The sequence below is a fragment of the Oscillospiraceae bacterium genome, assembly GCA_035380125.1.
Classification (GTDB): Bacteria; Bacillota; Clostridia; order Oscillospirales; family JAKOTC01; genus DAOPZJ01.
Map to the genome: position 1 here is coordinate 111,964 of DAOSWV010000001.1, position 24,281 is coordinate 136,244.

Here is a 24,281-nt window from a genome sequence, read left to right on the forward strand (position 1 = left end):
TTTCCGGGTAATGTTCCACCGGATTCTGCGTACTGAGATCCTTCTGACTTCAAAGGAAAATCCATGGATTTTCCTCAGGAAGAATTGCGCGGGGAAGCAATTCTTCTCGCTCAGGATGACAAAATTTATTCGTGAAGGATTACATTTTTATGACCGCCAGTTCGGGGATAAATTTCTCAAAATCGGCCTTGGTGCAGGGAGTTGTGCCTTCATGAATCACCGAGGCGTGCGCCGCCGCACAGCCGTAAATCAGGATTTTATCGGGCTCGCCGTTCTCGATCAGCGCTTTGCAGATACCCGCGACCATGCTGTCGCCGGTTCCGACGGTGCCTTTGACCGGGACGTCGAGCGCGTCACATAAGAAAATCCCGTCGCGGCAGGCCAGCAGCGCGCCGTCTCCGCCCATTGAGGCACAGACATAGGCGATGCCCTCATCCAGCAGGTGCTTTGTCGCCAAGGCAACTTCTCCCGAACCGGACAGCGGCCTTCCGAAAATACGCCCAAGTTCGGCCTTGTTGGGCTTCAACAAGAACGGAACAGCTCGGATACCCTGAAACATCGCCTCGCCGTCGGTGTCCAAAATCGTGCGCACGCCGCAAAAGTTGGCTTGTGCGATAATCTCGGCATACAGTTCGGCCTCAATACCCGGGGGAATGCTGCCCGAGAGCACGAAGATATCGCTGTCTTTGAGCGCTTCGGTGGCCAGTTCGAGCATCTTTTTCGAATCCGATTCGGTGAGCGGGTTGCCGCCTTCATTGAATTCGGTCAGCTGTTTGCTGTTTTGTTCAAATATCTTGATGTTTTCACGCAGTCGTCCGGAAACCGGAACGGACCGGCTCTCAATCCCTTTTTCCTGTAAGAAAGCGGAGACGGCTGAGCCGCCTTCCTCGTGCGAGAAGTAAAGACAGCGCACGTCAAGGCCGAGATTTTTAGCCGCTGCAGCTACGTTGATGCCCTTTCCGCCGATACTGCGGATGGTTTTTTCAACTCGATTAGTACCGCCGGGAATCGCTTCCGATAACTTTAAAGTCTTATCGATGCAGGGGTTTGCGCAAAGTACGGTGATCATGAATAAAAACTCCTCCGTTTCAAATGGTATTTTAACATAACATCGTTTTATGTTCAAGAATGTAAAAATTTAAACATAATATTGACATATTTTTATTCGCCCCTTATAATATTTATATAACCGAAAGGAAAAAGGAGGAGTACATATGTTCTGCAAGAATTGCGGCAAAGAAATTCCCGATAACGCCACATTCTGCACCTATTGCGGCGCACAGACTGGAACTCCGCAGCAGCAGGTACAGCAGCCCCAGCAGCCGGCCTATCAACAGCCCACTTATCAACAACCGGCCTATCAGCAGCCCACCTATCAACAGCCCGCCTATCAGCAGCCCGGATATGCGCCGGCTCCCATGGAATCTCCGGAAGGAAAAAGCGCAGCCACGGCGGCACTGGTTTGGGGCATCCTCTCGTTTGTTTTGTGCGCTGTTCCGATTTTGGGATTTGTGTTCGGCATCGTGGGGATTAATAAAGCAAAAACGGCTCAGCGGCTGGGTGTCAAAAACGGCATGACGATCACAGGTAAGGTTTTAGCAATTATCGGCTTAATCGCGGGCATCATTTGGACGATCTACTGGATCGTTGCGGCTATTATTGCTATTGTTGCCGCAAGCACTTATTCAGGCTATTACGATTATTGGTATTGATAATTCCTTAAGAATTTCATAGCAAACATAGAATACGCGCAGAGTTTCTGCGTGTATTCTTTTATCTTAAATGTTATACATTGACATATTCACAAAGAATCTATAAAATAAGTATCTGAAGGAAGGTGTTTTTATGTTCTGTGAAAACTGTGGGAAAGAGATTCGGGACGGGTCCGTTTTCTGCACTTATTGCGGCGCACAAACAACCTCATACCAACAGTCAGATTATTATACATCTTCGAACGTCTCTCCGGGTGCCAAAGGCGCTGCGATTTCGGCGATGGTTTGGGGTATTGTTGCGCTGGTAACCTGCCAACTGCCGCTGGGATTTATCGTGGGTATTGTGGGCATGAATAAATATCGTTTGGCGGAAGAACTCGGTATGACAACCGGAATGGCCAGGGCCGGAAAGATCATGTCGATTATCGGAATCGTTTTAGGGGCGATCTCTTCTTTGTACTGGATTGGTGTTTGTTCAAACACATATTCATATTATTAATTCGGTAGTTTTTCATTCGGAGGGATTTTATGTATTGCAGCAACTGCGGCAGGGAGATTGCCGATAACGTTCAATTCTGCACCTATTGCGGTGCACGGAGGGGGCAACCCGGTTCTGCCCCCGCGATGTCTCCGGAAACCAAAGGGGCTTCGGTTTCGGCGCTGGTCTGGGGCATTGTGGCGGTGGTGGTATGCCAGCTGCCGCTCGGTTTTATTTTCGGCATCATCGGCCAAAACAAAGCGCGGGAAGCCGCGGAGATGGGCATTGAGAACGGTATGGTCAAAGCCGGACGGATCATGTCGAAAGTCGGCTTAATCGTAGGGATTGTCATGTCGGTTTTCTGGGTGGTCTATTTCTTGGTTATCGTCGGGCTGTTCACCTTTGCCGTTTCCTATCCTTATTATTGGAATTAATGGCATTAACGTTTTATACAAAAAATGGTTGACACCTGCAAATATTTGCTATAAAATGCGGATATGAAGAGGTGTATTTATGCAGTTTGTCAGTGCAACATGTACGAATTGTAACGCGGTTTTACGAGTTGACAGAAGTAAAAGCGCTACCACATGTCCTTATTGCGGAACCGTTTTCACGATAAAATATGAAAATAATGATTTTGGTGGGAACGGAAAGGATACGTTTGTGGTTCGTGCCGGATTGCTCTGTCAATATAACGGCGCTTCTGCCACTCCTGTTATACCCGACACGGTTGTTAAACTCATTCACGGCGTTTTCTCAAATCTTCCGGTTTTCGAAATTATAATTCCGGATAGTGTTAGAATTATTGAAAACAAGACCTTTGAAAGATGTAACTCGCTTGTTTCTATTACTATTCCGGACAGCGTTTCCGATTTAGGATTTTGGATTTTCGATGAGAGTGTAAATCTGAAAGCCATTGTTATGCCTCGATTTTTCAGGGACAGTACCGGAAAAAGACGTGATATTACAGATTCATCCACAAGAGAAGAAATCTTAGGGAGATGTCCGAATCTACAGGTTATTCGAAATTCCAACGGGGATCTTTTATGGAGCCGAGAATATGAAATAATCGAAAAAAATAAACAGTATAATCAAGCGATTAAAGAACAACAGGCGTTTAATCATACACATGCCTGGGCGATCGCTTCTATCTGTACGTCATGGATTCCGTTTTTAGGGTTTATTTTTGGTGTCATCACCCTTATAAAAATAAATAAAGCAATTAGTGAAGGGATAGATGAAAACAAAATAAGGCAAAACAGAGGATTGCCTATTGTGGCAATATTTATAAATGCGATTTTTACACCGATTTGGTTATTTTCTTAAATATTCAATCAAAAAGGCGGGTTTTCACCCGCCTTTTACATGATTTATGATTATTTAATGTATTGATCAATGTCGACGTTCGTCATCGGCAGCAGGCGCGAAAGCAGCAGGCGGCGGCGCATATAGGGGTGGTATTTCAGGGCGTCGTGCAGTAATTGTGCGTCTACATGCACCTCTTCGGGAGTGATTGCCGCGCCCGCGCGCTTCATCATATCCACCAGATGTTCATCGGTCGGAAGTTCGGTTAAAACCAGATTGCGAATTTCCGGCCAGCACGCTTTCAGATGCGCCGGTTCAATCCCGTCGATGATGCTCGGATTGTTTTCGGCGAGCATCGAGTCAACCAGTGCGGGGCCGTATGCCTTTTTGATCGCCTCCCAGTCGGGGTTGTCGGCATGGGTTTCGATTTCGGGATAATCGGCAGCGATTTGGCGGAACATCCGGTTGATCAATACGGTGGCGACGCCCACTTTACGCCCGTGAAAATCCGGCCAGATGCCTTTGACGATCTTCTTACATTCCCAGAAATGCGAGACGACGTGTTCGGAACCGGCGGCGGGGCGGGAGTTTCCGGTGAGTTTCATCGCAAGGCCCGTCAGAACCAGGACTTCCATGATCTTCCCCGCGGTTTGCTCATCGTTATCGGTGACATGGTCGCACAGGGCCGTAATGCGCCGCAGCGCCTCTCTGACGAGTCCCGCGACGTTGTCACAGTAATATTCTCCGGCAACGATGTTTCCGATTTTCCATTCCACCAGCGCAAGATATTTTGCCATCACATCGCCGAACCCGGCGGATTTCAAAATCGTCGGGGAAGCGGCGAGGATTTTGGTGTCGCCGATGATGACCTCGGGTTGTTTGGCCTGCCAGGAGGTCTTATAATTGTCTTTGACGATCGGCGCAGTGTCGGAGGCGAAGCCGTCCATCGAGGGCGCGGTTGCGAAAATACAGTATTGTTTATTCTTACGGAACGCCGCGACCCGGCAGATATCGTTGAGTGAGCCGGTGCCGACCGAAATGATCGAGCCGATGTCGGCGCAGAGTGCCTCGACTTCGTCGACCTGTTCGGCATTCGCGTATTTCTGGTCGTTGTAGATAAATTGTTTGATGATAAAGCCGGAGTTTTTTAACGCATCCAGAATTCCGTCCGCCGCTGCCAGCGTATTGCGGTCAGCGACCAGCAGTATCTTTTTGTCGAAATTTGCTTTTTCAAGAATTTCACCGGTTTTGGCGGTTAATCCGCTGCCGATTTCGCAAAATTGTGTGTTAAACGTATGTGTTTTGCCGCACGGGCAGTTTTTCATGTCTTTCAACAGAGCCTGAAGATCCATTTTTTACGCCTCGTCATAGTAAAATTTGACGCATCCCGCGTCTGAAAAATTATAGCATCGCCGTTAAGCGCTGTCAAATGACGGATCTGAAGAAAACCCTTGACAAAAAATAGACATCTGTGTAAAATTATCAAGAAAAAGCACACCAAAATAGTGTTGTTCTATTTTATCCGTGTTTCCCAACCTCTTTTTTAGGGACGGGCGGATAAAACGCGAAAAGCTGTGCGATTCGCTATTCTAAACTGTGCGGGGGAGGCATTTTATGATTTATCGCTTTGATGAAAAAATCTGTTTAAACGGCTGGTGGGATATCCTGCCTGTTTATGATGATGCTTCCTTCGCAAAAGTACCAATCGAAGGGTGGCTGGAGGGGAAGTATCTCGTCCCCTCGTTTTACAATAAACCCTACGATGCGGTAAAAAAGCCGGGAGAAAAGTATTACAGCCAAAATCCCGACATTGTGGGTGAATCCGACACCGAGAATCTGTTTGACGCGTTCGGTTATCCGGCGGAATGGTGTGCCGCAACCCGGGTATGGGTACGCCGAGTATTCGATTTGAAGCCGCAGACCGGCAGGCGGTACTTTTTTATCGCCGAGGCCGTCGGTCCAACTGCGACGATTTACATAAACGGAAAAAATGCGGCCGTCAGCCATGAATATACGCTGCCTACCGAGGTCGACATCACCCCGTTTGTCATTGACGGGAAAAACGAATTGGCCATCTTTTTGGACGATTACGAGCGGGATGAAAATGGGGATTCGCTCCACGGAACGGGAAACTGGCTCACCAATAAAATGCGCGGCATCCAGCGGGATGTCTGGCTGATCGAAAAGGGTGACGTCTATATCGACGATCTCACGATTATGACCTCGGTGCGGGAAAAGACGCTGAAGCTGAAGTATACGGTTAAAAACACGACGGGCAACACGCAAAAACTGACCTTGAGACCGGTTATCGACGGCAAAGCGATTCAGATACCGGAAGTTGCGGGGATTGTCGAGGCGAATTCGGAGGCCGAAGCGGAGATTTCGGTACCGTGGGAAAATCCAAAACTCTGGGATACCTTTAAACCGAATCTGTATTACATTCGCACCGCACTCATTTCCGAGGAAAAGGAAATCGATCACATGACCGAGCGCTTCGGTTTCCGTGAGGTCTGGCTCGAAGGCGAAAACCTGATGCTGAACGGCCATCCGCTGCATCTGTTCTCCGACTTCGGGCACAAGGGCACGCCGTTTTCTTATACACGCGGCTGGATCGGGAAATGGTTCGGCATGATGCGTGATTATAACATGAATCACTCCCGCCTGCACACGCATCCGCATCCGGAATTGATTTTAGACATGGCCGACGAGGCCGGTATTTATATCACCAGCGAGACCAATATGCACGGCAGCGGCAGCGGACAGGCCGCTGCGGATATTCGGTATTGGAAAAATGGGCAGCAGCATGTACGCGATCTGGTAAAACGCGAAAAAAACCATCCCAGCGTGCTGTTGTACAGCTGCGGCAATGAGCTGCGCTGGACCGGTTGTTCCACCGAGCTGATGAAGTGTGAAGCCCCGAAAATCAGAGCGCTTTTTAACGAACTCGATCCGACCCGCCCGGCTTATCACGAGGGCGACAGTTCCATGTGGGATGAGACCACGCAGGAGATGTTAAGCCGGCATTACGGCAAAGACGCGGCGGGGACCGGCTGGTGGGATAAAACCAGACCGCTCAACAGCGGTGAGATGTGTCTGTATCATTATATCGGCCATAATAACACGCTGCAGTTCATCGGCGACGACGCCTGGCGCGAATATGACCGGATGGTGGCGGCTGCGACCAAAGACCTTGCCTATATCGTCGAAGACGCCCGCGCAAACGGCGTCTGCTGCCTCGGTCCCTGGAATATGTCCTGCCACATGAATCTGCGCCCCCACAAAGAGAAGACCTTTACATATAAAGATTTTACAACGTCCGGTATGAAGCCGCTGTTTGCCAAAGAGGGCGTCAGCGAGTTCGATTATTGGACGAAAAATGCCGGAAAGGGTTATATCACCCAGCCCGGAACGGAGGACGTCGAACAGGCGTTCCGACCTTTGGCGGCCATCGACCGAAGCCGCAGAAGCGGTTATTATCCCAATGCGCCGATTGAGCGGGAAATCTATATTGTCAACGACACCAAACGGGAAATCAAAGGCACTTTTATCTGTGAACTCAAACGCGGTTCAATTGTGAAAAGACGGTATCGCTGTAAAATCAAGATAGAGCGCGGTGAGACACAAAAACTGAACTTCACCTTAAAACCGGTGAATAAGTACGGAGCGTTCACACAGGTTCTGAAAATTAAAAAAGGTCTTCGGACAATGGAGTGCCGTGAAAAACCGATTCGAATTGCAAATCCGAAAGTGTTCACGCCGAAAAATAGGGTTGCGGTTATCGGCGGCGGATATTTCAAGCAACTCTTAACCGAAATCGGCGCGGCATTTGAATATAACCCGCAGACCCTTGACGGATTCGGCACACTCATTATCGAAAAAGACGCCGTTGAAGCGGGAAGCGGACTCAATCAAACGATAAAAACCTTTGCGGAAAAAGGCGGGAGCGTTTTGATTTTCGAGCAGCGCGTCTCGCCGATGCCCGGCGTGAAACTGGTGCAAAAACCGGTGCAGACGGCATTTATCCGGTCGTTTGATACGGTTTTGACCGAAGGAATTGAAAATGCCGATCTGGCGATGTGGTCCGAGGATCCCTATACGTTGATCTCGGGTGACGCCTTCGTGGCGCTGAAGATGTATCAAAAAGACGACGGAACCTTCATCAAGCCGATTCTGGACAGCGGAGAGGGCGATTTCGGCGACGGCGATCTATCTCTTACACCGCTGTTCGAAACCACCGTCGGCAAGGGCAGGGTGATTGCCTGCCAGATGCGCGTGACCGATAAATATAACGAGATTCCGGCGGCAAAGCAGTTGATTTTCAATATGCTCAAATGTGCCGAAGAAACGGATGTCGTGAGAAAAACTCCGAAGGTACTCGACAGCCTCGTAGAAGCAGCGGCAGCGTTGTCGGGGATGCGGCGGGGAGATGAATTCATCATTTTCCGTGTGGATAAAAAGATGGCCGAGACCATCTCTGAGAAGACCGGTATTTCAATTGCGTTGGATGAAGACCCCGACGGGATCTACAGCGGTGTGCGAAGCGGAGATAGTCCCGAACTTTCCGGCATTTCGAATGAGGATTTGTGCGGCATGGAACGGGTCAGTTACTGCAGCCCCGACAGTGAGAACATCCCCGTGGCGAAATACATGATTCAACCGGTGAAAGGATTGGAGCCGCTGGTCGAGACCTGTCCGCAAAATTGCATGACACCGCTGTACAAGTATAATAACCGTGCTGAACTGCTGCGATCCTATTGTGCGATGCATTATTGTTATCAAAATGACGAAAAGCCTAACATTTTAGCCGCTAAGCTCAAATACAACGGCGCTGTAATCTGGCTTTCGACCTTCGACTTTAACTCTGAAAAACGTGAACGTTTCGGACGCTTTGAAAATTTATTGATGCGAAACCTCGGTCAAAAGACCGACGCCGGCATTTTATTCGACGGAAACATCGAAAACGAGGGCGGCAGCAAGGGTTTCCCGGAGCGCGTTTTCACAATTCCGACCGCACAGTTTTCACCGGAAGAAGCGTTGCATTATACGAAATATCTGACCGAGCGCATGTTGACAATGCCGATTTTGGCGGCAGCGCAATTCGAGGAGAAAGATCATCCCGAAGGCAGTTACACTGTCGCAGGCGATACTTTGATTTATTTCACGCTTTATTCACCTGCGGCACGTAAAAATCTCGGAAGCAACATCGGCGTCCCCGATCCCGGCGCGCAGACCTTTGCCGACGTCGAGGCGAACGGCGAAGTGACACTCTGGATCAATTCGCAGCAAAAAGGCAGCGTAAATGTCTCCGGTTCGGCGACTTTTGCCGACCTGGAACTCGAGGGCGGATTGAATCATATTCTGGTACGGTATCAACCCAAAGATGGGGCGGGCGCGTTTAAAATCAGCTGGCGCAATATTCTGCGCCGTCCGGAGTGCGACTTCGATTTCCTGACGGTCGGCAACGGGGCTTAGGTGATTTAACGGGTGACTTCATGTGGTCGCTTGAAAATTCAATAAATAATAACGGGCGGCCACATGGGGCCGCCCCTACTTTTATAGTTCTTTTTTCTCCTGTGTGATAAGGTATTTCCCCGTATATTCTTTGGGCGGCGGGAAAAGTTTTTTGTGGAACACAATCATTAGAACACCCACAAGAACCAATATCAACGATAACGCCTGTGAAACGCGCAGACCGGGGAACAGATATAAGCTGTCGGTGCGGAGTCCTTCAATCCAAAATCGTCCGAAGCCGTACCCGATGAAGTATTCGGCCAGCAGCTGACCGTAAAATTTAGCCTTTTTGCGCGACAAAATCAAAGCCAAAAATACCAGCAGATTCCAAACGCTCTCGTAAAAGAAGGTGGCCTGGTGCCATTCACCGAGTTGTTGAATATATACCGCGAGCGGGAAAAACTGCAGTTTCGGATTCGTAATCAATTCGCCGAAGGCCTCCTGATTGACGAAATTGCCCCATCTGCCGATGGCCTGTCCCAGAATCAAACCGGGTATGACAATGTCGACGAACCGGAACAGCGGGAATTTGCTGCGGCGGGTAAAGATCGCGGCGGCCAGAAATCCGCCGATGACAGCACCGTAGATGGCCAATCCGCCCTTCCAGATAAAGAGCGCGGTGATCGGGTTGTCTTTATATACAGACCACTCGAAAATGACGTAATACGCCCTTGCCCCGATAATCGCAAGCGGCAGCGCCCACAGCGTAAAGTCGAAGAGGATGTCTGTTTTCAGTTTTTGCCGCCTGACTTCAAATCCCGCCGCAAACAGACCCGCGACGATGCCGAGGCCCAGAATCAATCCGTACCAGGCGACATTCCAACCCTCGATTCCAAACAGGTTTTCGATGAAATATCTGCTGCTCATATTCTTTCCTTAACCGCGCTTTTTGGCGGGGTGTTCACGGATGCGGCTGATGTAATCGAGATTGATCAGTTCGCTTCCGGATTTCGTTTTGATGGTCATCCAATTTTCTTCGATCGAGACAACAGTGCCGGTCATTTGATTGTTGTAGGTGTAAATCATGCAGCTTTTGCCGATGAATTGTTTGACGGACTCGTTCATGGGATCAATTCCTTCCTTTCTTGCTTTGCGCTTTACGATTCTGAGGGTCATCATTTGCGCATAGGTTTGCTGCTGTTCCAGAAGAATCACCAGCAACGGTAAAAAGACGCCGATGTAAATTGCCGGATTCATTCCACACCTTCTTTATAGTCCCGAACTTACAGTCCGTATAGATCGGAAAATTTGGCGTTCAGATAATCGGTGTAGTATTTCGGATTAAAATCCTCTCCCGTGCAGTTTTTCAGCACGACTGCGGGGTCGTACAGCGAACCGGATTGGTGGACGCGCTGCCCGAGCCAATCGACGATGGGTTTCAGCGTACCGGTTCCGATGGCCTTTTCGGGGTCGAGATCTTTTTTCATCGCGTGCATCATTTGAGCCGAATAGGCACTGCCGATCGCATAAGACGGGAAATAACCGAGCAGTCCGTCGGACCAGTGAACGTCCTGTAAAACGCCGCGTTTGTCATCAGGCACTTCGATGCCGAGATAGGACTGTATTTTTTCGGCCCAAACCTTCGGCAGATCGTTGACGGAGATCTCTTTGTGCAGCAGCAGGTTTTCAATCTCGTAGCGCACCATAATGTGCAGTGAATACGTCAGCTCGTCCGCCTCAATGCGGATCAGCGAGGGCTGGCTCTTATTGACCGCGTGATACATCTGTTCGGCAGTGACGCCGGAAAGCTGCGGGAACAGTTCGATGAATTTGGGCATCATCAGTTTGATAAATGCCCGGCTGCGGCCCAGATTATTCTCAAACAGGCGCGACTGGCTCTCGTGAATGCCCATGGAGGTGCCGTTCGACAGGCAGGTATATTGAAGTTGATCCGCAACCCCGAGATCGTATAGCGCGTGACCGGCCTCGTGGATAACCGAATACAGAGAATTAGAGAAATCCTCCTCAAAGTATTTGGTTGTGATGCGTACGTCATGATTGTTGAAGCTGATCGTGAACGGGTGTTCGGTTTCGCCGATGTTGCAGTGTGTACGGTCAATACACATGACCTCCATCACATAGTCGGACAGCAAACGCTGCTGCGGAATTGAAAAATGTCCGTTTAAAAATGAGACGTCGGGTTGTTTTGAAGCGTTTATCTTATGAATCAGCGGTACGAGATCGCTGCGCAGCCGGCTGAAAAATTCCTCGCAGGTCTTCCGGTTCAGGCCCTTTTCGTAGCGGTCGAGCATCACGTCATACGGGTCTTTGCCGGGTTCGGAATATTCGGCGAATTTGATTGTGGTGTCGAATATCTTTTCAAGATACGGCGCAAAGGCAGGGAAGTCATTCGCCGCTTTGGCCTTGTGCCAGACGTCCTCGGCCTCGTTGATGAGCAGGGTGAATTTCACATATTCGTCCTGCGGAATCTTGGCGATGATATCCCGGTTGCGGGTCAGCAGTTCGACTTCGCGCCGTTTCTGTTCGTCAAGCGCCTCCGCGTTTTCACCCAAAAGTTTGAGCAGTTCTCCGGTGTCCTCACAGGCCAACAAATTATAGGAAATCGGCGAGAGGATCTCGTAAGTCATGCCCCTGCCTGCTGCGGTATCGGAGGGCGAGGCGGTGACGCTGTCATAATAGATCATCGAGGTCGCGTGCGAATAAGCCGCCATCGTGCGTTGGAGGTTGGTGAGTTTCTCGATTGCGGTTTGCAGTTTATCGGCCGTCATTTTCATTTCCTTCCTTTTTTCCGTCTTTCAGCAGTTGTCTGCTGTATTTGAGCATTTTCAGTTTTTCAAGATAAAATTCGAATTCTTCGGTGCGTCTGAACAGCAGAAAGAATATGAGGTTCGGAACGAGTCCTGTGATTAAGGTCATCACCGCGAACCGGACGGCTGTAATTTCTTTTAAAATCACGAATACGGACAGCGCATAAAGCCCGCCGCCGACAATCAGCACCATGAGAAAATAAAGGGCGAATTTCCCGAGATATTCGCGCATCGTGCGCCCGAGCATTTTCCGGTAGACCAACCGGATACGCAGCGTGAAGGCGATGATTGTAGAGACGACCGAGCCGATGTAGACGCCCGGCAGCCCGATTTTGAGTGCCAGCACAATGCTGATGGCGAGGTTTACCCCGCCTTGGATCAACGGCGTCGCCCAGTCGCTTTCAAACGCCCCGCCCGCGTCCCGAAACGATAAAAGCCCGCCGTGTTGGCCCGAAAGGTAGAGGTTGAGTAAAATCAACATCAAGGAAAAGTTATCGATCAGATATCCGGTTCCGATCCAAAGGGTGATAAACGGTTGAGTCAGCACGGCAAATGCGATGCATACAAAACCATAGACCCAAAAATTCATAAAATTCAGCGCACCGAGCACATTTGCCTGTCGTTCTTTGCCTTCAGTGGCGATCAGATTGCCCAGACTTCCGAACATGCTGCTGCGCAGGACATTGACGAAGCTGAGGATTTTACTCGTCAGCATCACATAAGTGTCGACCAAGCCGTAGACCGCGATGCCGATCAGCGAGGAGATGATCAAGCTGTCGGTCTGATTGACCGCGACATCCCCGAGCCGCCCCAAAAACAGCGCTTTAACGCGGTTTGTGATGGATTTTATGTCGTTTTTATCGAGCTTTTTGACTTCTTTATCACGCAGATAAGGGTGCAGTTTGTCTGCCTTTCGATACAGCACACACCGCATGGTGAAATAGATGGTGGACTGTGTGACAAGATAAGCGGTGTAAGCAAAGATGTTTCCCTTGAAAAGCAAAAGCACCGTGCACTGGCAGATCATCATAGTGACGACGCATATCAAATTATTTTTCGTTACGACATATCCCTGTTGATTGGCGTTCAGCAGCGCTTCTTTATAGGAAAACAGATAGGAAGTGGAGGTGTTGAATAAAAAAGTCAGATAGTAGATGACGAGATAGTCGATCGGCTGTTCGGTCTTGACCAGATATTTGATAAACGGAGCGATCGCAATGCCGAGGACGGCGACTACAACCGCGACAACGCGGTTGATGTTGCGAAACAGCCGCATTAGCGATTTTATTTTCTCGGTATCGTTTTCGGCGAGCGGTTTATATAACGCAAACGTGATGGCGGTGCCGAAGCCGAGTTCCGACAATGACAGCACGCCGAGAATATTGGAAAACAGTCCGTTGACGCCTAAATAGACCTTTCCGAGGACATAGATGAAAATGGTACGGGAGATAAAGGACAGCAAAAGCTGAACAGTGGACAGGATATATCCCCATTTAATGTTTCGCGCGGTATTAAAAGTCCTTGATTTCAGCGGATTATCCATTTAAAAACTCCCGTGCCCGAAGAATCGTACAGATAAGAATATCACAAATCAGCTAAAAACGCCAGATGCGCCCGTACCATTTCTTCGATCGTATAGCGCCGCGCAGCGGCAAGAGAGGCTTCGGCGGCGGTTTTCAGCGCATCGGGATCGGAAGTGAGCTCAACCAGTTTTTGAGTCAGGGCGTCGGCATTTTCGGCGGGGATAATGTATTTGCGGTCCAACATCTCGAGCCCGGCGATGCAGCGGTCGGTCGTGATGACCGGCAGGCCTTTGGCGGCGGCCTCGTTGACGACGAGTCCCCAGATGTCCTCCCGCGTCGGAAGCACAAACAGGTCGGCGGCGCGGTAGTATTTTGCGAGTTCTTCACGGCTTTTCTGCCCGGCAAAAATGACATTGTCCGGCGCGCAGTATGCCGCGGAATCGCCGTTTCCCACCACACAGAAGCGAATACCGGGCAGCCGTTTTGCGGCTTCGACGAGGAGATCCACGCCCTTGCGGTGAATCAGTTGTCCCGCGAACAGGCAGAGCAGGCCGCCGGGAAGTCCGAGCGCTTTTCTCTCTTCGGCCTTTTCTTCGGCGCTCGGGGGCGCGTCGGCGAGTTCGGCCTCAAAAACCGAGGAGAGCGGATAATGCCGGACTTTCGTCTCGTCTGCGCCGTAGAAGGAGAGATATTCATCCGTCGTTTTACCGGTTGTCAGGTAGTATTTTGCGCCCGAAATGAGGTATTTTTTCAGCTGACGCTTCAATGCGTTTTCTTCACGTATAAAACCGCCGTCTACCTCGAGGATATACGGAATTTTTCGTTGTTTCAGTGAATGGAACAAGAGGATCTCGGTGGGCGAGCAATAATTGGTGACGAAAATCGCATCCCAATTTCCCGACGCATTCTGCGCATTCGTACCGAGCGCGTTTGCATACGCATATTGAATTGCTTCGGGGTAGGCATATTTCGGCCGGTGCAGGGCTTGTCCCCCCGTATGTGAGACGGTTGAATCGCATAAGAATATCGCTTTGAAATTTCGGATATTTTCGTCTCCCTGAATCCAACCGACTTTTTGGCTGCGGTGATCGGTAAAAACAACGGACAAATCGACACTCTGTCCCAAAAGATTAAAAAAGTCCACGCGGTACGGGGAGGGCAGATTCGTGTAAAACAGTATCGTCATATATCATTCACCGTCCCGGGCTGTACATTCCGATACAGTTCAATATATTCGGAAAACTTAACATTTTTATCAAAACATCGGGCCCTTGCCGCACAGCCCTCCCTTGAAAACGGTTTTGTCTCGCAGACGCGGATGATTTCGTTGGCAAACGCGGAAAAATCATCGCACGGGACGACCGAACCGCAAGTTTTATCGGGGATTTCAGAACAGCCTCCCGTGTCGAAGGTGACGATCGGAGTCCCGCAGGCAAGCGCTTCCGCATTTACCAAACCGAATACTTCCGCTCTTGTCGGATTGGCAAAGACGTCGGCGGTGGAGTAAATCTCGGCGAGTTCTTTTTGGTTCTGCGTTCGGTGAATCGAGATGATTTCCGGCGGGAGTTCACGGTCGGTGTTTCCGTTTGTGCCGACAAGCACAACCACGTATTTCTCAGGATCAAGCTGCTTTGAGAGATTGATCATGACGTCCAAACCTTTCCACTTGTCCCATCTTGCAGCCAAACCGAGGATGATGTACTTACCGACCAACCCGTGCTTATCGCGAAAATCGCTCGGGGTCGGTTTGAAAACATTTAAATCGATTCCGTTGTGAATGACTTTCACCGGGTATTTTGCCAAGAACGACTGCCGTACTTGCCCGGCCAGCCAGTTGGAGGGCGTGACGATGGTCATCTTTTCCGGAAGCGTGAAAAGCCGCTTTTTATCTTCGAAATTACGGGCGCTTCGATCAATCAGAGTACGGGGGTATTCCTTGATTTTCTGACATTTTTCGCAGCCCGTTTTCCATTTCTCACATTCCGCCGGATAAGCGCAGTGGCCGGTGAAAGCCCAGCTGTCGTGAAGCGTCCAAACGACCGGCTTGTCCATTTTTACAAGCGTTTCAAACAGAATTTTAATATTCAGATAATAGCCGTGGAGATTATGCAGATGAATCACATCTGGATTATACGCGCGGATGAAATCGCAAAACTTCCGGGTCGCGGCGGACGAAAAAAATCCCTGGCGGTCGGTCAGCCGTGAAAGCAGAACGTGGAGAAGGAACTCACTTTTTTTCTCGATGCGAAGGGACTCGACCGACGGAGCCGCCTTGCCGCGCCCGTAGGCAATTAACGATTCGCCGCCGTTTGCGGCGACAAGCTGTGCCAGTTGGACGCTGATCGTGGCGGTGCTTGCGCCGGTGCAGACGGTATTGACCTGCAAAACTTTCATCAATCTTCACCTTTTTTGATTCTGCGGAGCGTCCGGACGGTGCGGACAGCCGGAGCACCCGTGTAACACTCGCAGCCGCTCAGCCAGACCTCGCCGCCGAATTTCCGGTTCAGCGCCTGTGCAAGTTCGGCCTTCGAGACGCCTTTTTTCAGCATGACCTCCAAAAAGCCGCCGCCGCCCGCGCCGCAGATGAATTTGCCGTCGATATAGGGCGCGCAGGTCTCGAAAATCTCCTCGATGCGCGTGTCCGTCGTGTTTTTGTCAAGCTTCAGACGGCTTTCCCAGGCCGCGTTCATCAAAACGGCAAACCCGTCGACATCGCCGTGCAAAAGCGCATCCCGCATCGAAGCACAGAGCTTGTCGGCATGTTTCAGGGCTTTTAGTGCCTCCGGTTCGCGGTCAAGGTATTTGCTCATGATCTCGCGCAGCAAAAACCGCGCCAGACGGCGTTCTCCGGTGTAAATCAATACAAACCGCTCGGAGAACTCGGCGGATTTTTCCTCGGTGAGCGCCACCGGTTCGACTTCAAGCACCTGCGGCGCGCCGGGTTTTGAGGTGATCAGCTTGATGCCCGGTGTGAGACCGCCGACCTGATCCTGCCAGCCGCCTCCGGTACTCATCAGCTGTTCGATGCACAGCACCCGGGAAAATATAGTTGCATCGTCGACTTCAATGCCGAAGAATTGATAAATCCCTTTCACACAGGCTGCCGCCAAGATGCTGCTGGTACCGAGTCCCGAGCCGCGCGGAATGCCTTCGACTTTGGTGGAGAGCGAAAAACCGCCGCCGAATCGTTCCAGCAGCACATGCAGCTCGCCGCCGCTGATCGGGAAAACGCGGCAGCAGAGCAAAGCCGCTTTATGCAGGGCAAACGGGTCGAGCGGATCGCCGCAGTCTTGAATCGATTCCAGCTCGTAAAAATCCGCTTTCTCGCCGCTGTCTGCGCATTTCAAGGTCACACAGCGTTTTTCGTGTCTCCGTAAAACCACTGTAACCGGCAGCTTTCCGTCAATCGTGACCGCCATATTCAGCACACAGCCGCCGTTTTCGTAACAATAGGGCGGGGTATCGGTCCAGCCGCCCCAGTTGACGCGGAGCGGCAGACAGACGCGGCAGTTTTTTTTGATCGAGCGCGGATCGGGCAGCGGATGAGCCGGCATCTCAGAGGAAATGACCAGGTCACGCACCGCCGCAAAGGCCAGTTTTTGATTTTGAACCTCTGCGGCAATCGAGGAGCGCCAATCGGCCATTGCCTTTAAATCGCAATTTTCAAAACTTGTGTCAAACCCCAGATGTGCGTCGGCGGGGACATTTCCGGCGATAATATCCAGTGCGTCTTGAACAGCCGGTTTCATATCGGAGCGGGAGGTAAAAATCGGCGCATTCCACAGAGACCGGTCGAGTTTGCGTCCGAAATGAGCGTTTTCTTTGGGGTTGTCGTCGAGGCCGCAGCAGCGCACGCAGATGGTTCCGTCAGTTTGGAAATAGCCGCTTAAAACGGTGTTTTCGGGTATCGTGACGCCTTCGAGATCACAGTTTGAAATGATGCAGCCGTCGCCGATGCGGCAGTGCAAAATGCGGCTGTTCTCAATAAAACATTTGCCGACGTCGCTGTGCCGGACGACGGAGTTGATCGCCGTAAATTCGCCGTAAGCCTCGGAATGGACCGCCGTATGCCACCCCAGATCCGCGAATTCGGCAGTGCCGTCAATCATCAGATTCAACAATTCACGATTTGTGCCGAAGTGGATGAATTGCGCGGGTGAGAGCGGAAGATGCCGAAGACGGCGTGCGTGCAGCGTGTTCCACAGCAGCGTGCGTGCCGCATCACGTTTTTTTGAACGCGGCAGCTCTCCGCTTTGAAGAAGAAACTTCTCAAAAGTCGAATCAGCTGCCATCGGATACAGCAGATCACCGTAAAAATTCAGGCGAACGGTATCATCGATCAGATCCGGATGGTCAAAGGCAAGCCGATGCAGAATTTCCAATGTATGTTCCGATAAAAAGATCATGCCGGTATCGAGTTCAACGCTGCCGTCGGCCGATACCGCACCGCGCTTTCTCAATTCTTTGGGTGAGAGTTTATGCAAGAATTCCGCGACTTCAAAACTGCGGCTCAAAAATACCCCGTGATCGGCACCGACTTCGACAGGGGCTCTTGCGGTAATTGCACAATCGTTCTTTTGAAGTCTGGGTTGTGTGATCTGAGAGGGGTCAAACAACACCAGAACGTCGCCCGACATCACCAGTGCCCCGGCGGGAACACGCCCCGCAATACCTGCAGCGGTGATCATCAATTCGTCGAAAAGACATTCGGCGCTGCCGTCGGCCATCGGGCGGGGGATCGGCGAAAAAAGCTTGCCGCGCGCTGAATACTGCGGAATGCGGCGGCTGTCGCCTCCCGAGTGAATGATCAATATTTTCTGCCCGCCCGTATCACCCAGTTCGGACAGCAGATTTAAGGTCGCTCCGCCGGAACCCACACGCTTGCCATCAGGATCGGCGACCACCTCATAACGAGCGTTTGGCAGCAGACCGGCGGCTTTTCTGTTTTCGATTTCAACTCGGTAAGCCTCAGCCTGACGTTTGTTGGAAGCAGTAACGGCGACAATATCAAAAAAAGGGCGTGTTGAATCGGTCAGCAGGCGCAGATAATCTGCGCGCTGACGGGAAGCAATTGCACGCCAAAAGTCCTTTTCCATATTTCAGGCGATCCTTTCACGGATTTGGAGGCACAGTAAAAAGCGGAAATTATAATTCAGCTCCAAAGATATTTGACCAGTTCAATTCCGATGCATTCAAACAGGTACAGAGGGGAAAATCCGTTTCTGCGATAAACATGACAGCGGATTTTGATGCGGGAAAACATCGCGGGAAGCGTCTTTTTATTGCTTGCGCCGCCGAACGCGAATTCCGCCAGCACTTTGGGGATCAGTTGAATGCGCCAACCGCCGTATTTGACCTTGAAAAAGAAATCGAGGTCGGCATAGACGCCGCAGTTGAGTGAATAACGGAAGCTGTCGTAGATGCGTTTTGAGACAAACTGGGTCGGATGATTCCACCCGCGTGAAGTCGGGTAAGAATAGTTTTTCGCAGGCTTGATGTATGTTCTTTTTCCGCGTCTGATCAAGACATTGCCATAGGACAGGTCGCAGCCCGATTCAAAGACCCTTTCGGTCTCTGCCAGCGCATTGGGCAAATAGATATCGCCGCAGTTGATTAGGCCGATAACATCTCCCGAAGCGGCCTCAATGCCCTTGTTCATGGCGTCATAGATGCCTTCGTCGGGTTCGGAGATCAGTTTGACAGCGATATGCCGCCGTTCAAATTCCGGTACGAATGATTTGGCGATTGCAAGCGTCTGATCGGTCGAGGCACCGTCCACGAGAATGTATTCAAAAGGCGCAGTATATGTCTGCCGCAGCACAGAGCGCATGGTGCGCTCGATTTCTGCCTCTCCGTTTCGGACGGCGGTGACAACGCTGAATTTCACGTCCTTGCACCGCCTTCCGAAATTTGAATGGATTCAGCCAAACTCGCAACTCGGTAATTTTGGCGGTATTTGCTCATGCTTTGGTCATAGGTATAGGTCGAAAAAGCATTGTTGAGTTTTTTGATAAACAGAGAACCCCATTTCAAAAGAACCCCCGATTTGACAAACCGGATCTCTCTGCCGTAAAAAGCGGCGATTCTGGCGACCATATCCGAAGTGCGGACATACTCACCGTTCTGTGGAAAGAATATGCCGTGTTCGTTGTTTTCAATCATCAGCCGGACAAATTCACACAAGTTTTCGATATAAAGCATGCTGCGCCGATTGTCTGTGTCCGGGAAAAACGAGAGTTTTTGCCCGTACTCCGAAAGTTTGGAGTAATTGCCTTTGCAGCCGGGACCGTAGATCATCGGCGGGCGCAGGATCACCGCCCGAAACGATTTATCCTCCAGCGCCAGAATGCTCTTTTCGGCCTGCAGCTTGCTGAGCCCATAAGCAGAGTCGGGTGCCGGTGCAGTATTTATGGTGATTTCAATCGGTTTGTTGAGCGTGGGAGAGGGGTAGACCTTCATTGTGCTCATCAAGATAAACTGTTTCACACCGGCTGCTTTGGCTGTTGCGGCGGTCTTGACAGCCAAATCGCGGTTGACCCTGAAATAGAGGTCATCGGCGTTTTTCAGATCGGCATGGGCAATGCCGGCGACGTGAAACACGGTATCATAACCGGAAAAATCAAACTTCTCCCAGTTGCCAGACTGCATATCGAGTGTGGTGACGCGATATGCGTCCCCAAAACGCTTTAAATAGGTTTCAAAGGAGGAGCCGATATAGCTGCCGCTCCCTGTGATGAGGATATTCTTCAGCCATATCAGCTCCTTTCGAAAATATGCGATTGTATCTTACCACAATTTACTGAACCAGTCAATCTCAGGCAGATTATTATGAGATTTAAATTGTCAGCGAACCGTTCTCACTCTCGAGCAAAATCAACAGCTTCACAGCTTCACCGGTTTGGGCATCGATATAGGCCAGAATGCGCTCGTCCTCTTGTCCGCGGCACTTGTATTCATAGCAGAAAACCTCTTTTCCGGAATCGGTCGGGATAATCGCCGTCTCCACCGATTCCACCGAGAGTTTGGGGCTGACCGACTTCAGGCCTTCGGTCTTTGAGATGATGTCGGCGGGCAGGGTACGGGCCTTATGGTTCATGATATAACCGCGCGCATCATAGCCGCAGATACTGCCATTATCGAGTGCGACAAGCACTTTGATCAAATCGGGATAGACAACCGTGCTGCCGATTGAAGACGCGAAATTGATTGTGCATACGTTGTCGCTGACCATATAATACGTCGTTTTCAAGTCCTTAAAACCAAGCCCCTCGAGAAATTTTGCAGCGTTGTCGACTGCGCGGTCGGCATCGATGTTGGCGCCGCCGATGGCACGGTTATTGGTCATATAGACCGGTATTCCGCCGGCTTTTGTCACGGCGACACTGATTTCACCGGCGAAGAAGCAATAGGACGGCATCGTGCTGTTTTCCATGCCGGGTGTTCCGAGTTCGCTTGCGGGCAATCCCGATACCTTGGAGGCAACCGCGGCGGCATAGGCCTCGTCGACATCGGAAAGGCCTTCGGTGAATTTCGGGGTTTGGTTCAGAAGATGGTCGGAAAACGGCCCGTCATAGATCAGCGAGGGATAACCGCTGAAGCCCGCTTCGAGATCGCCGTAGCCGTCGCCCATGCTCTTTTCGCTGCTGGGATCCTCGTCACCGCCCTCGGGTGAAGCGTTGACCGCCTGTTCCTGCGACTGGCCCTCTTCGTTGCCCATATTTTCCTTTTCCATGATTTGTTTGACCTGTCCTTTGAGGAATTCTTCGTCCATGATAATTGAACGCATCACCTCAATCTCATCAGACATTGTCGTACTGTACTCGGAGAGCTTGCGCATATTTTCCCATTCCTCGTCGGTGATCGAGCCGCCGGTGGTCAGCTTCTTGTTCAGTGACAGCGAATATTCGCCGACCTGTGACAGAAACTTGTAGGTGTTAGTCAGATCGACTCCTGCCTGCGGCAAAATCGCAAGATTGCTCTTGGCCTGTGCGGCGTCGGTGGAAAGCTTATTGACCGTAGCTAAAAACTGCGCTTTGGTGCCGGCGTAAATGCCTTTTGTCAATTCTGTGTTGATCGATTGGGTATAATAACCCAAGTCGTCGAGTGCGCGCATATAGGAGTACTGGAGCGCGGTTTTGAAGTTGTTGGCGACGACATAGCCGCTGATGGCGAAACAAACGGATACGAACAGCGCGCCGAATACAAAGGTCACCACGCGAATCAGCGAGCGCCGCGATAAAATTCTGATCGGATGCAAGATAAACCCTCCATTAAATGAGATTCGACATCATTTTTTCCCACTCTTGGGGAAATATCCGTTTTCCGACAAAAAAGGGGCTTTCGGGTTGAAATCGGCGGGAAATTCTGCTATAATCTCAAGGTATCAAGAGCGATTTTATTTGCGCTCGGACAAACGCCGGAAAGGAACTGCAAACATGTATAAAGATTATCTTGACAGTATCGGTTTTGTAAAGAAATTCGACCCCGAGGTCGGGGCGTCGATGGAGGCGGAACTGGCGCGCCAGCAGCGCAACATCGAGCTGATTGCTTCGGAGAATTTCGTATCGGGCGCCGTGATGGCGGCGATGGGCAGCGTTTTGACCAACAAGTATGCGGAGGGGTATCCCGATAAGCGCTATTACGGCGGCTGCCAGTGCGTCGACATCACCGAGAACATCGCAAGAGAGCGCGCCAAGAAGCTCTTCGGCGCGGACCATGCCAACGTCCAGCCCCATTCCGGCGCGCAGGCCAATTTCGCGGTCTATTTTGCGCTCGCTAAACCCGGCGACACCATCATGGGTATGTCGCTGGCACACGGCGGCCACCTGACCCACGGTTCTCCGGTCAACGTGAGCGGCAAATATTTTAATTTCGTCTCCTACGGCGTAGACGAGACCACCGGGCGCATCGACTATGAAGCGCTCGAAAAACTGGCCAAAGAGAGCAAGCCCAAGATCATCGTGGCGGGCGCAAGTGCTTATCCGCGCGAGATCGATTTTAAACGGATGGGTGAGATCGCAAAAGAAGTCGATGCTTATTTTATGGTCGACATGGCCCATATCGCCGGACTGGTTGCGGCGGGCCTGCACATGTCCCCGATCCCCTATGCCGACGTCGTCACAACCACGACTCACAAGACCCTGCGCGGACCGCGCGGCGGCATGATTTTATGCAAAGAAGAACTCGCCAAAGCGATTGATAAATCTATTTTCCCGGGTACCCAGGGCGGTCCGCTGATGCACATCATCGCGGCCAAAGCCGTCTGCTTCGGCGAAGCGCTGTCCGACGATTTCAAGATCTATCAGGGACAGATTGTCAAGAACGCCAAGACATTGGCCGACGGCCTGCTCGCACGCGGGTTCGATCTGGTCAGCGGCGGAACAGACAACCATTTGATGCTGGTCGATCTGCGCAAATTCGACGTCACCGGCGTCGATATGCAGCACAAGCTTGACGAGGTCTTTATCACCGCCAACAAGAACGCCATCCCCGGCGATCCCCAGAAGCCGATGGTCACGAGCGGCATCCGTCTCGGCACCCCAGCGGCCACGACCAGAGGGCTCGACGAAAACGACTTCAAGGAAGTCGCGGAGCTGATCTATCTGACCGCATCGGATTTCGAAGCCAAGAAACAGGAGATCATCGATCGGGTCGACGCCATCTGCGCAAAATATCCGCTCTATCGCTGAGTCAATTTAGGAGAATTCATGGAAAGCACGCTTGCCCCTCTCGCCGAACGGATGCGGCCGACCACTTTATCGGAAGTGGTCGGGCAGCGCCATATCGTCGGACCGGGAAGCGTGCTTTCCCGTATGGTTGAACAGCAAAAAATCAGCAACATGATCTTCTTCGGCCCGCCCGGCACCGGCAAGACCACGGTGGCTAATATCGCCGCAAAGGCCGCCGGAAAGCGGCTGTATAAACTCAACGGCACGACATCTTCGACCGCCGACGTCAAACAGATTGTCGAAGAACTCGATTCGCTGCTCGGCGCGGACGGCGTGGTGGTCTATCTCGATGAGATTCAATACTTTAACAAAAAGCAGCAGCAGACCCTGCTGTCCTATATGGAAAACGGCCGCATCACATTAATTGCGTCGACGACCGAAAATCCGTTTTTTTACGTCTATCCGGCCATTTTATCCCGCAGCGCGGTGTTTGAATTCAAGCCGGTCACCGAGGACGACATCAAGGAAGACCTCGAACGCGCCGCGCAGTTTATCCAAACAGAGCAGGAGATCGCCGTTGAGTTTCAGGGCGATTCGCTCTCATTGCTGGCGGCTGCCGGAGGCGGTGATCTGCGGCGTTCGATCAACTGTTTCGAACTGGCTGTGCAAATCGCAACGGAAAATAACAAAGCTGTTTTGACCGACGAACTGATCAAGAGCATGTCGGTCGGTGCGCCGATCTTTCACGACAAAGACGGCGATTCGCATTACGATTTATTATCCGCGTTTCAAAAGTCCCTGCGCGGCAGCGACGAAAATGCGGGCGTGTACTATTTGGCACGGCTGCTCGAGGGTGGAGACCTGATTGGGGCTTGCCGGCGGCTGATGGTCACGGCAGCCGAGGATATCGGATTGGCATATCCGCAGGCGCTTTCGATCGTCAAATCGGCGGTGGATATGGCGCTGCAGCTCGGAATGCCCGAGGCGCGTATCCCGTTGGCCGATGCGGTGATTTTACTTTGCACTTCGCCCAAGTCGAACAGCGGCATTTGCGCGATTGACGCGGCGCTTGCCGACATCCGTTCCGGCAGACCCGGCAATATCCCCGACAATCTGCGGGACGCGCATTATGAAGGCGCGAAAAAACTCGGACACGGTAAGGGCTATGTCTATCCGCACAGTTATCCGGGGCATTATTTTGAACAGCAGTATCTCCCAGACGCGCTGAAAAACCAAAAATATTATCAATTCGGGGACAACAAGACGGAGCAGGCGGCAAAGGCCTATTCCGACAAGATCAAGGGCGGGCATTAGCG

The 24,281-nt window shown here is 51.2% G+C and carries 19 protein-coding genes; 7 read left to right on the forward strand and 12 right to left on the reverse strand.

All coding sequences use genetic code 11. The annotated features are described in order from the left end of the window. Positions 1-139 precede the first annotated feature (139 nt). A complete protein-coding gene (locus PK629_00465; protein HOP09943.1) occupies positions 140-1,069 on the reverse strand; it encodes a 1-phosphofructokinase family hexose kinase in 930 nt (309 codons plus the stop codon). 145 nt (positions 1,070-1,214) lie between these two features. On the opposite strand from PK629_00465, the gene PK629_00470 reads away from it, so the two are divergent. The 4 genes from PK629_00470 (at position 1,215) to PK629_00485 (ending at position 3,516) form a co-directional block, all read left to right on the forward strand. After that, positions 1,215-1,712, forward strand: coding sequence for a zinc ribbon domain-containing protein (locus tag PK629_00470; protein HOP09944.1), 498 nt, complete (start codon positions 1,215-1,217; stop codon positions 1,710-1,712). A 133-nt stretch (positions 1,713-1,845) separates the two neighbouring features. Next, positions 1,846-2,211, forward strand: a complete 366-nt coding sequence (locus PK629_00475; protein HOP09945.1) for a zinc-ribbon domain-containing protein — start codon at positions 1,846-1,848, stop codon at positions 2,209-2,211. Positions 2,212-2,240: 29 nt separating this feature from the next. Next, entirely contained in the window at positions 2,241-2,624 is a 384-nt protein-coding gene (locus PK629_00480; protein ID HOP09946.1) for a zinc-ribbon domain-containing protein, read from the forward strand. A gap of 79 nt (positions 2,625-2,703) precedes the next feature. Next, complete coding sequence (locus PK629_00485; protein ID HOP09947.1) at positions 2,704-3,516, forward strand: leucine-rich repeat protein; 813 nt, start codon at positions 2,704-2,706, stop codon at positions 3,514-3,516. A gap of 50 nt (positions 3,517-3,566) precedes the next feature. Here PK629_00485 and PK629_00490 read toward each other — a convergent pair whose 3' ends face one another. Beyond that, the gene (locus PK629_00490; GenBank protein ID HOP09948.1) at positions 3,567-4,847 is read right to left on the reverse strand and encodes an iron-containing alcohol dehydrogenase; all 1,281 of its coding nucleotides are present in this window, start codon (positions 4,845-4,847) and stop codon (positions 3,567-3,569) included. Between the two features lie 262 nt (positions 4,848-5,109). Here PK629_00490 and PK629_00495 point away from each other — a divergent pair, with 262 nt between their 5' ends. Next, positions 5,110-8,967, forward strand: a complete 3,858-nt coding sequence (locus tag PK629_00495; GenBank protein ID HOP09949.1) for a glycoside hydrolase family 2 TIM barrel-domain containing protein — start codon at positions 5,110-5,112, stop codon at positions 8,965-8,967. A gap of 81 nt (positions 8,968-9,048) precedes the next feature. Here PK629_00495 and lgt read toward each other — a convergent pair whose 3' ends face one another. The 10 genes from lgt to PK629_00545 all read right to left on the reverse strand — a co-directional run bounded on the left by lgt (position 9,049) and on the right by PK629_00545 (position 21,554). Beyond that, positions 9,049-9,873 carry a prolipoprotein diacylglyceryl transferase gene (gene lgt / locus PK629_00500; protein HOP09950.1) on the reverse strand — a complete coding sequence of 275 codons (825 nt, stop codon included), beginning with the start codon at positions 9,871-9,873 and terminating at the stop codon, positions 9,049-9,051. A gap of 9 nt (positions 9,874-9,882) precedes the next feature. Then, complete coding sequence (locus PK629_00505) at positions 9,883-10,203, reverse strand: hypothetical protein (protein ID HOP09951.1); 321 nt, start codon at positions 10,201-10,203, stop codon at positions 9,883-9,885. A gap of 26 nt (positions 10,204-10,229) precedes the next feature. Beyond that, positions 10,230-11,741 carry a carboxypeptidase M32 gene (locus PK629_00510; GenBank protein HOP09952.1) on the reverse strand — a complete coding sequence of 504 codons (1,512 nt, stop codon included), beginning with the start codon at positions 11,739-11,741 and terminating at the stop codon, positions 10,230-10,232. Then, the gene (locus tag PK629_00515) at positions 11,722-13,317 is read right to left on the reverse strand and encodes a polysaccharide biosynthesis protein (GenBank protein HOP09953.1); all 1,596 of its coding nucleotides are present in this window, start codon (positions 13,315-13,317) and stop codon (positions 11,722-11,724) included. The genes PK629_00510 and PK629_00515 overlap by 20 nt, the downstream gene beginning before the upstream one ends. 41 nt (positions 13,318-13,358) lie before the next feature. After that, a complete protein-coding gene (locus PK629_00520) occupies positions 13,359-14,483 on the reverse strand; it encodes a glycosyltransferase family 4 protein (protein HOP09954.1) in 1,125 nt (374 codons plus the stop codon). Continuing rightward, complete coding sequence (locus tag PK629_00525) at positions 14,480-15,691, reverse strand: glycosyltransferase (GenBank protein HOP09955.1); 1,212 nt, start codon at positions 15,689-15,691, stop codon at positions 14,480-14,482. The genes PK629_00520 and PK629_00525 overlap by 4 nt, the downstream gene beginning before the upstream one ends. Beyond that, a complete protein-coding gene (locus PK629_00530; protein HOP09956.1) occupies positions 15,691-18,393 on the reverse strand; it encodes an L-fucokinase in 2,703 nt (900 codons plus the stop codon). Before PK629_00530 ends, PK629_00525 begins: the two co-directional genes overlap by 1 nt. A gap of 56 nt (positions 18,394-18,449) precedes the next feature. Then, complete coding sequence (locus PK629_00535; GenBank protein HOP09957.1) at positions 18,450-19,184, reverse strand: glycosyltransferase family 2 protein; 735 nt, start codon at positions 19,182-19,184, stop codon at positions 18,450-18,452. Continuing rightward, positions 19,181-20,047 (reverse strand): NAD-dependent epimerase/dehydratase family protein, encoded by an 867-nt coding sequence (locus tag PK629_00540; GenBank protein HOP09958.1) that lies wholly within the window; start codon positions 20,045-20,047, stop codon positions 19,181-19,183. Before PK629_00540 ends, PK629_00535 begins: the two co-directional genes overlap by 4 nt. An 85-nt stretch (positions 20,048-20,132) precedes the next feature. Continuing rightward, a complete protein-coding gene (locus PK629_00545) occupies positions 20,133-21,554 on the reverse strand; it encodes a germination protein YpeB (GenBank protein HOP09959.1) in 1,422 nt (473 codons plus the stop codon). Positions 21,555-21,732: 178 nt separating this feature from the next. Here PK629_00545 and glyA point away from each other — a divergent pair, with 178 nt between their 5' ends. Together glyA and PK629_00555 are read left to right on the forward strand one after the other, a co-directional pair. Beyond that, positions 21,733-22,986, forward strand: a complete 1,254-nt coding sequence (gene glyA, locus PK629_00550) for a serine hydroxymethyltransferase (protein ID HOP09960.1) — start codon at positions 21,733-21,735, stop codon at positions 22,984-22,986. Positions 22,987-23,004: 18 nt separating this feature from the next. Next, entirely contained in the window at positions 23,005-24,279 is a 1,275-nt protein-coding gene (locus tag PK629_00555) for a replication-associated recombination protein A (GenBank protein ID HOP09961.1), read from the forward strand. Positions 24,280-24,281: the final 2 nt, after the last annotated feature.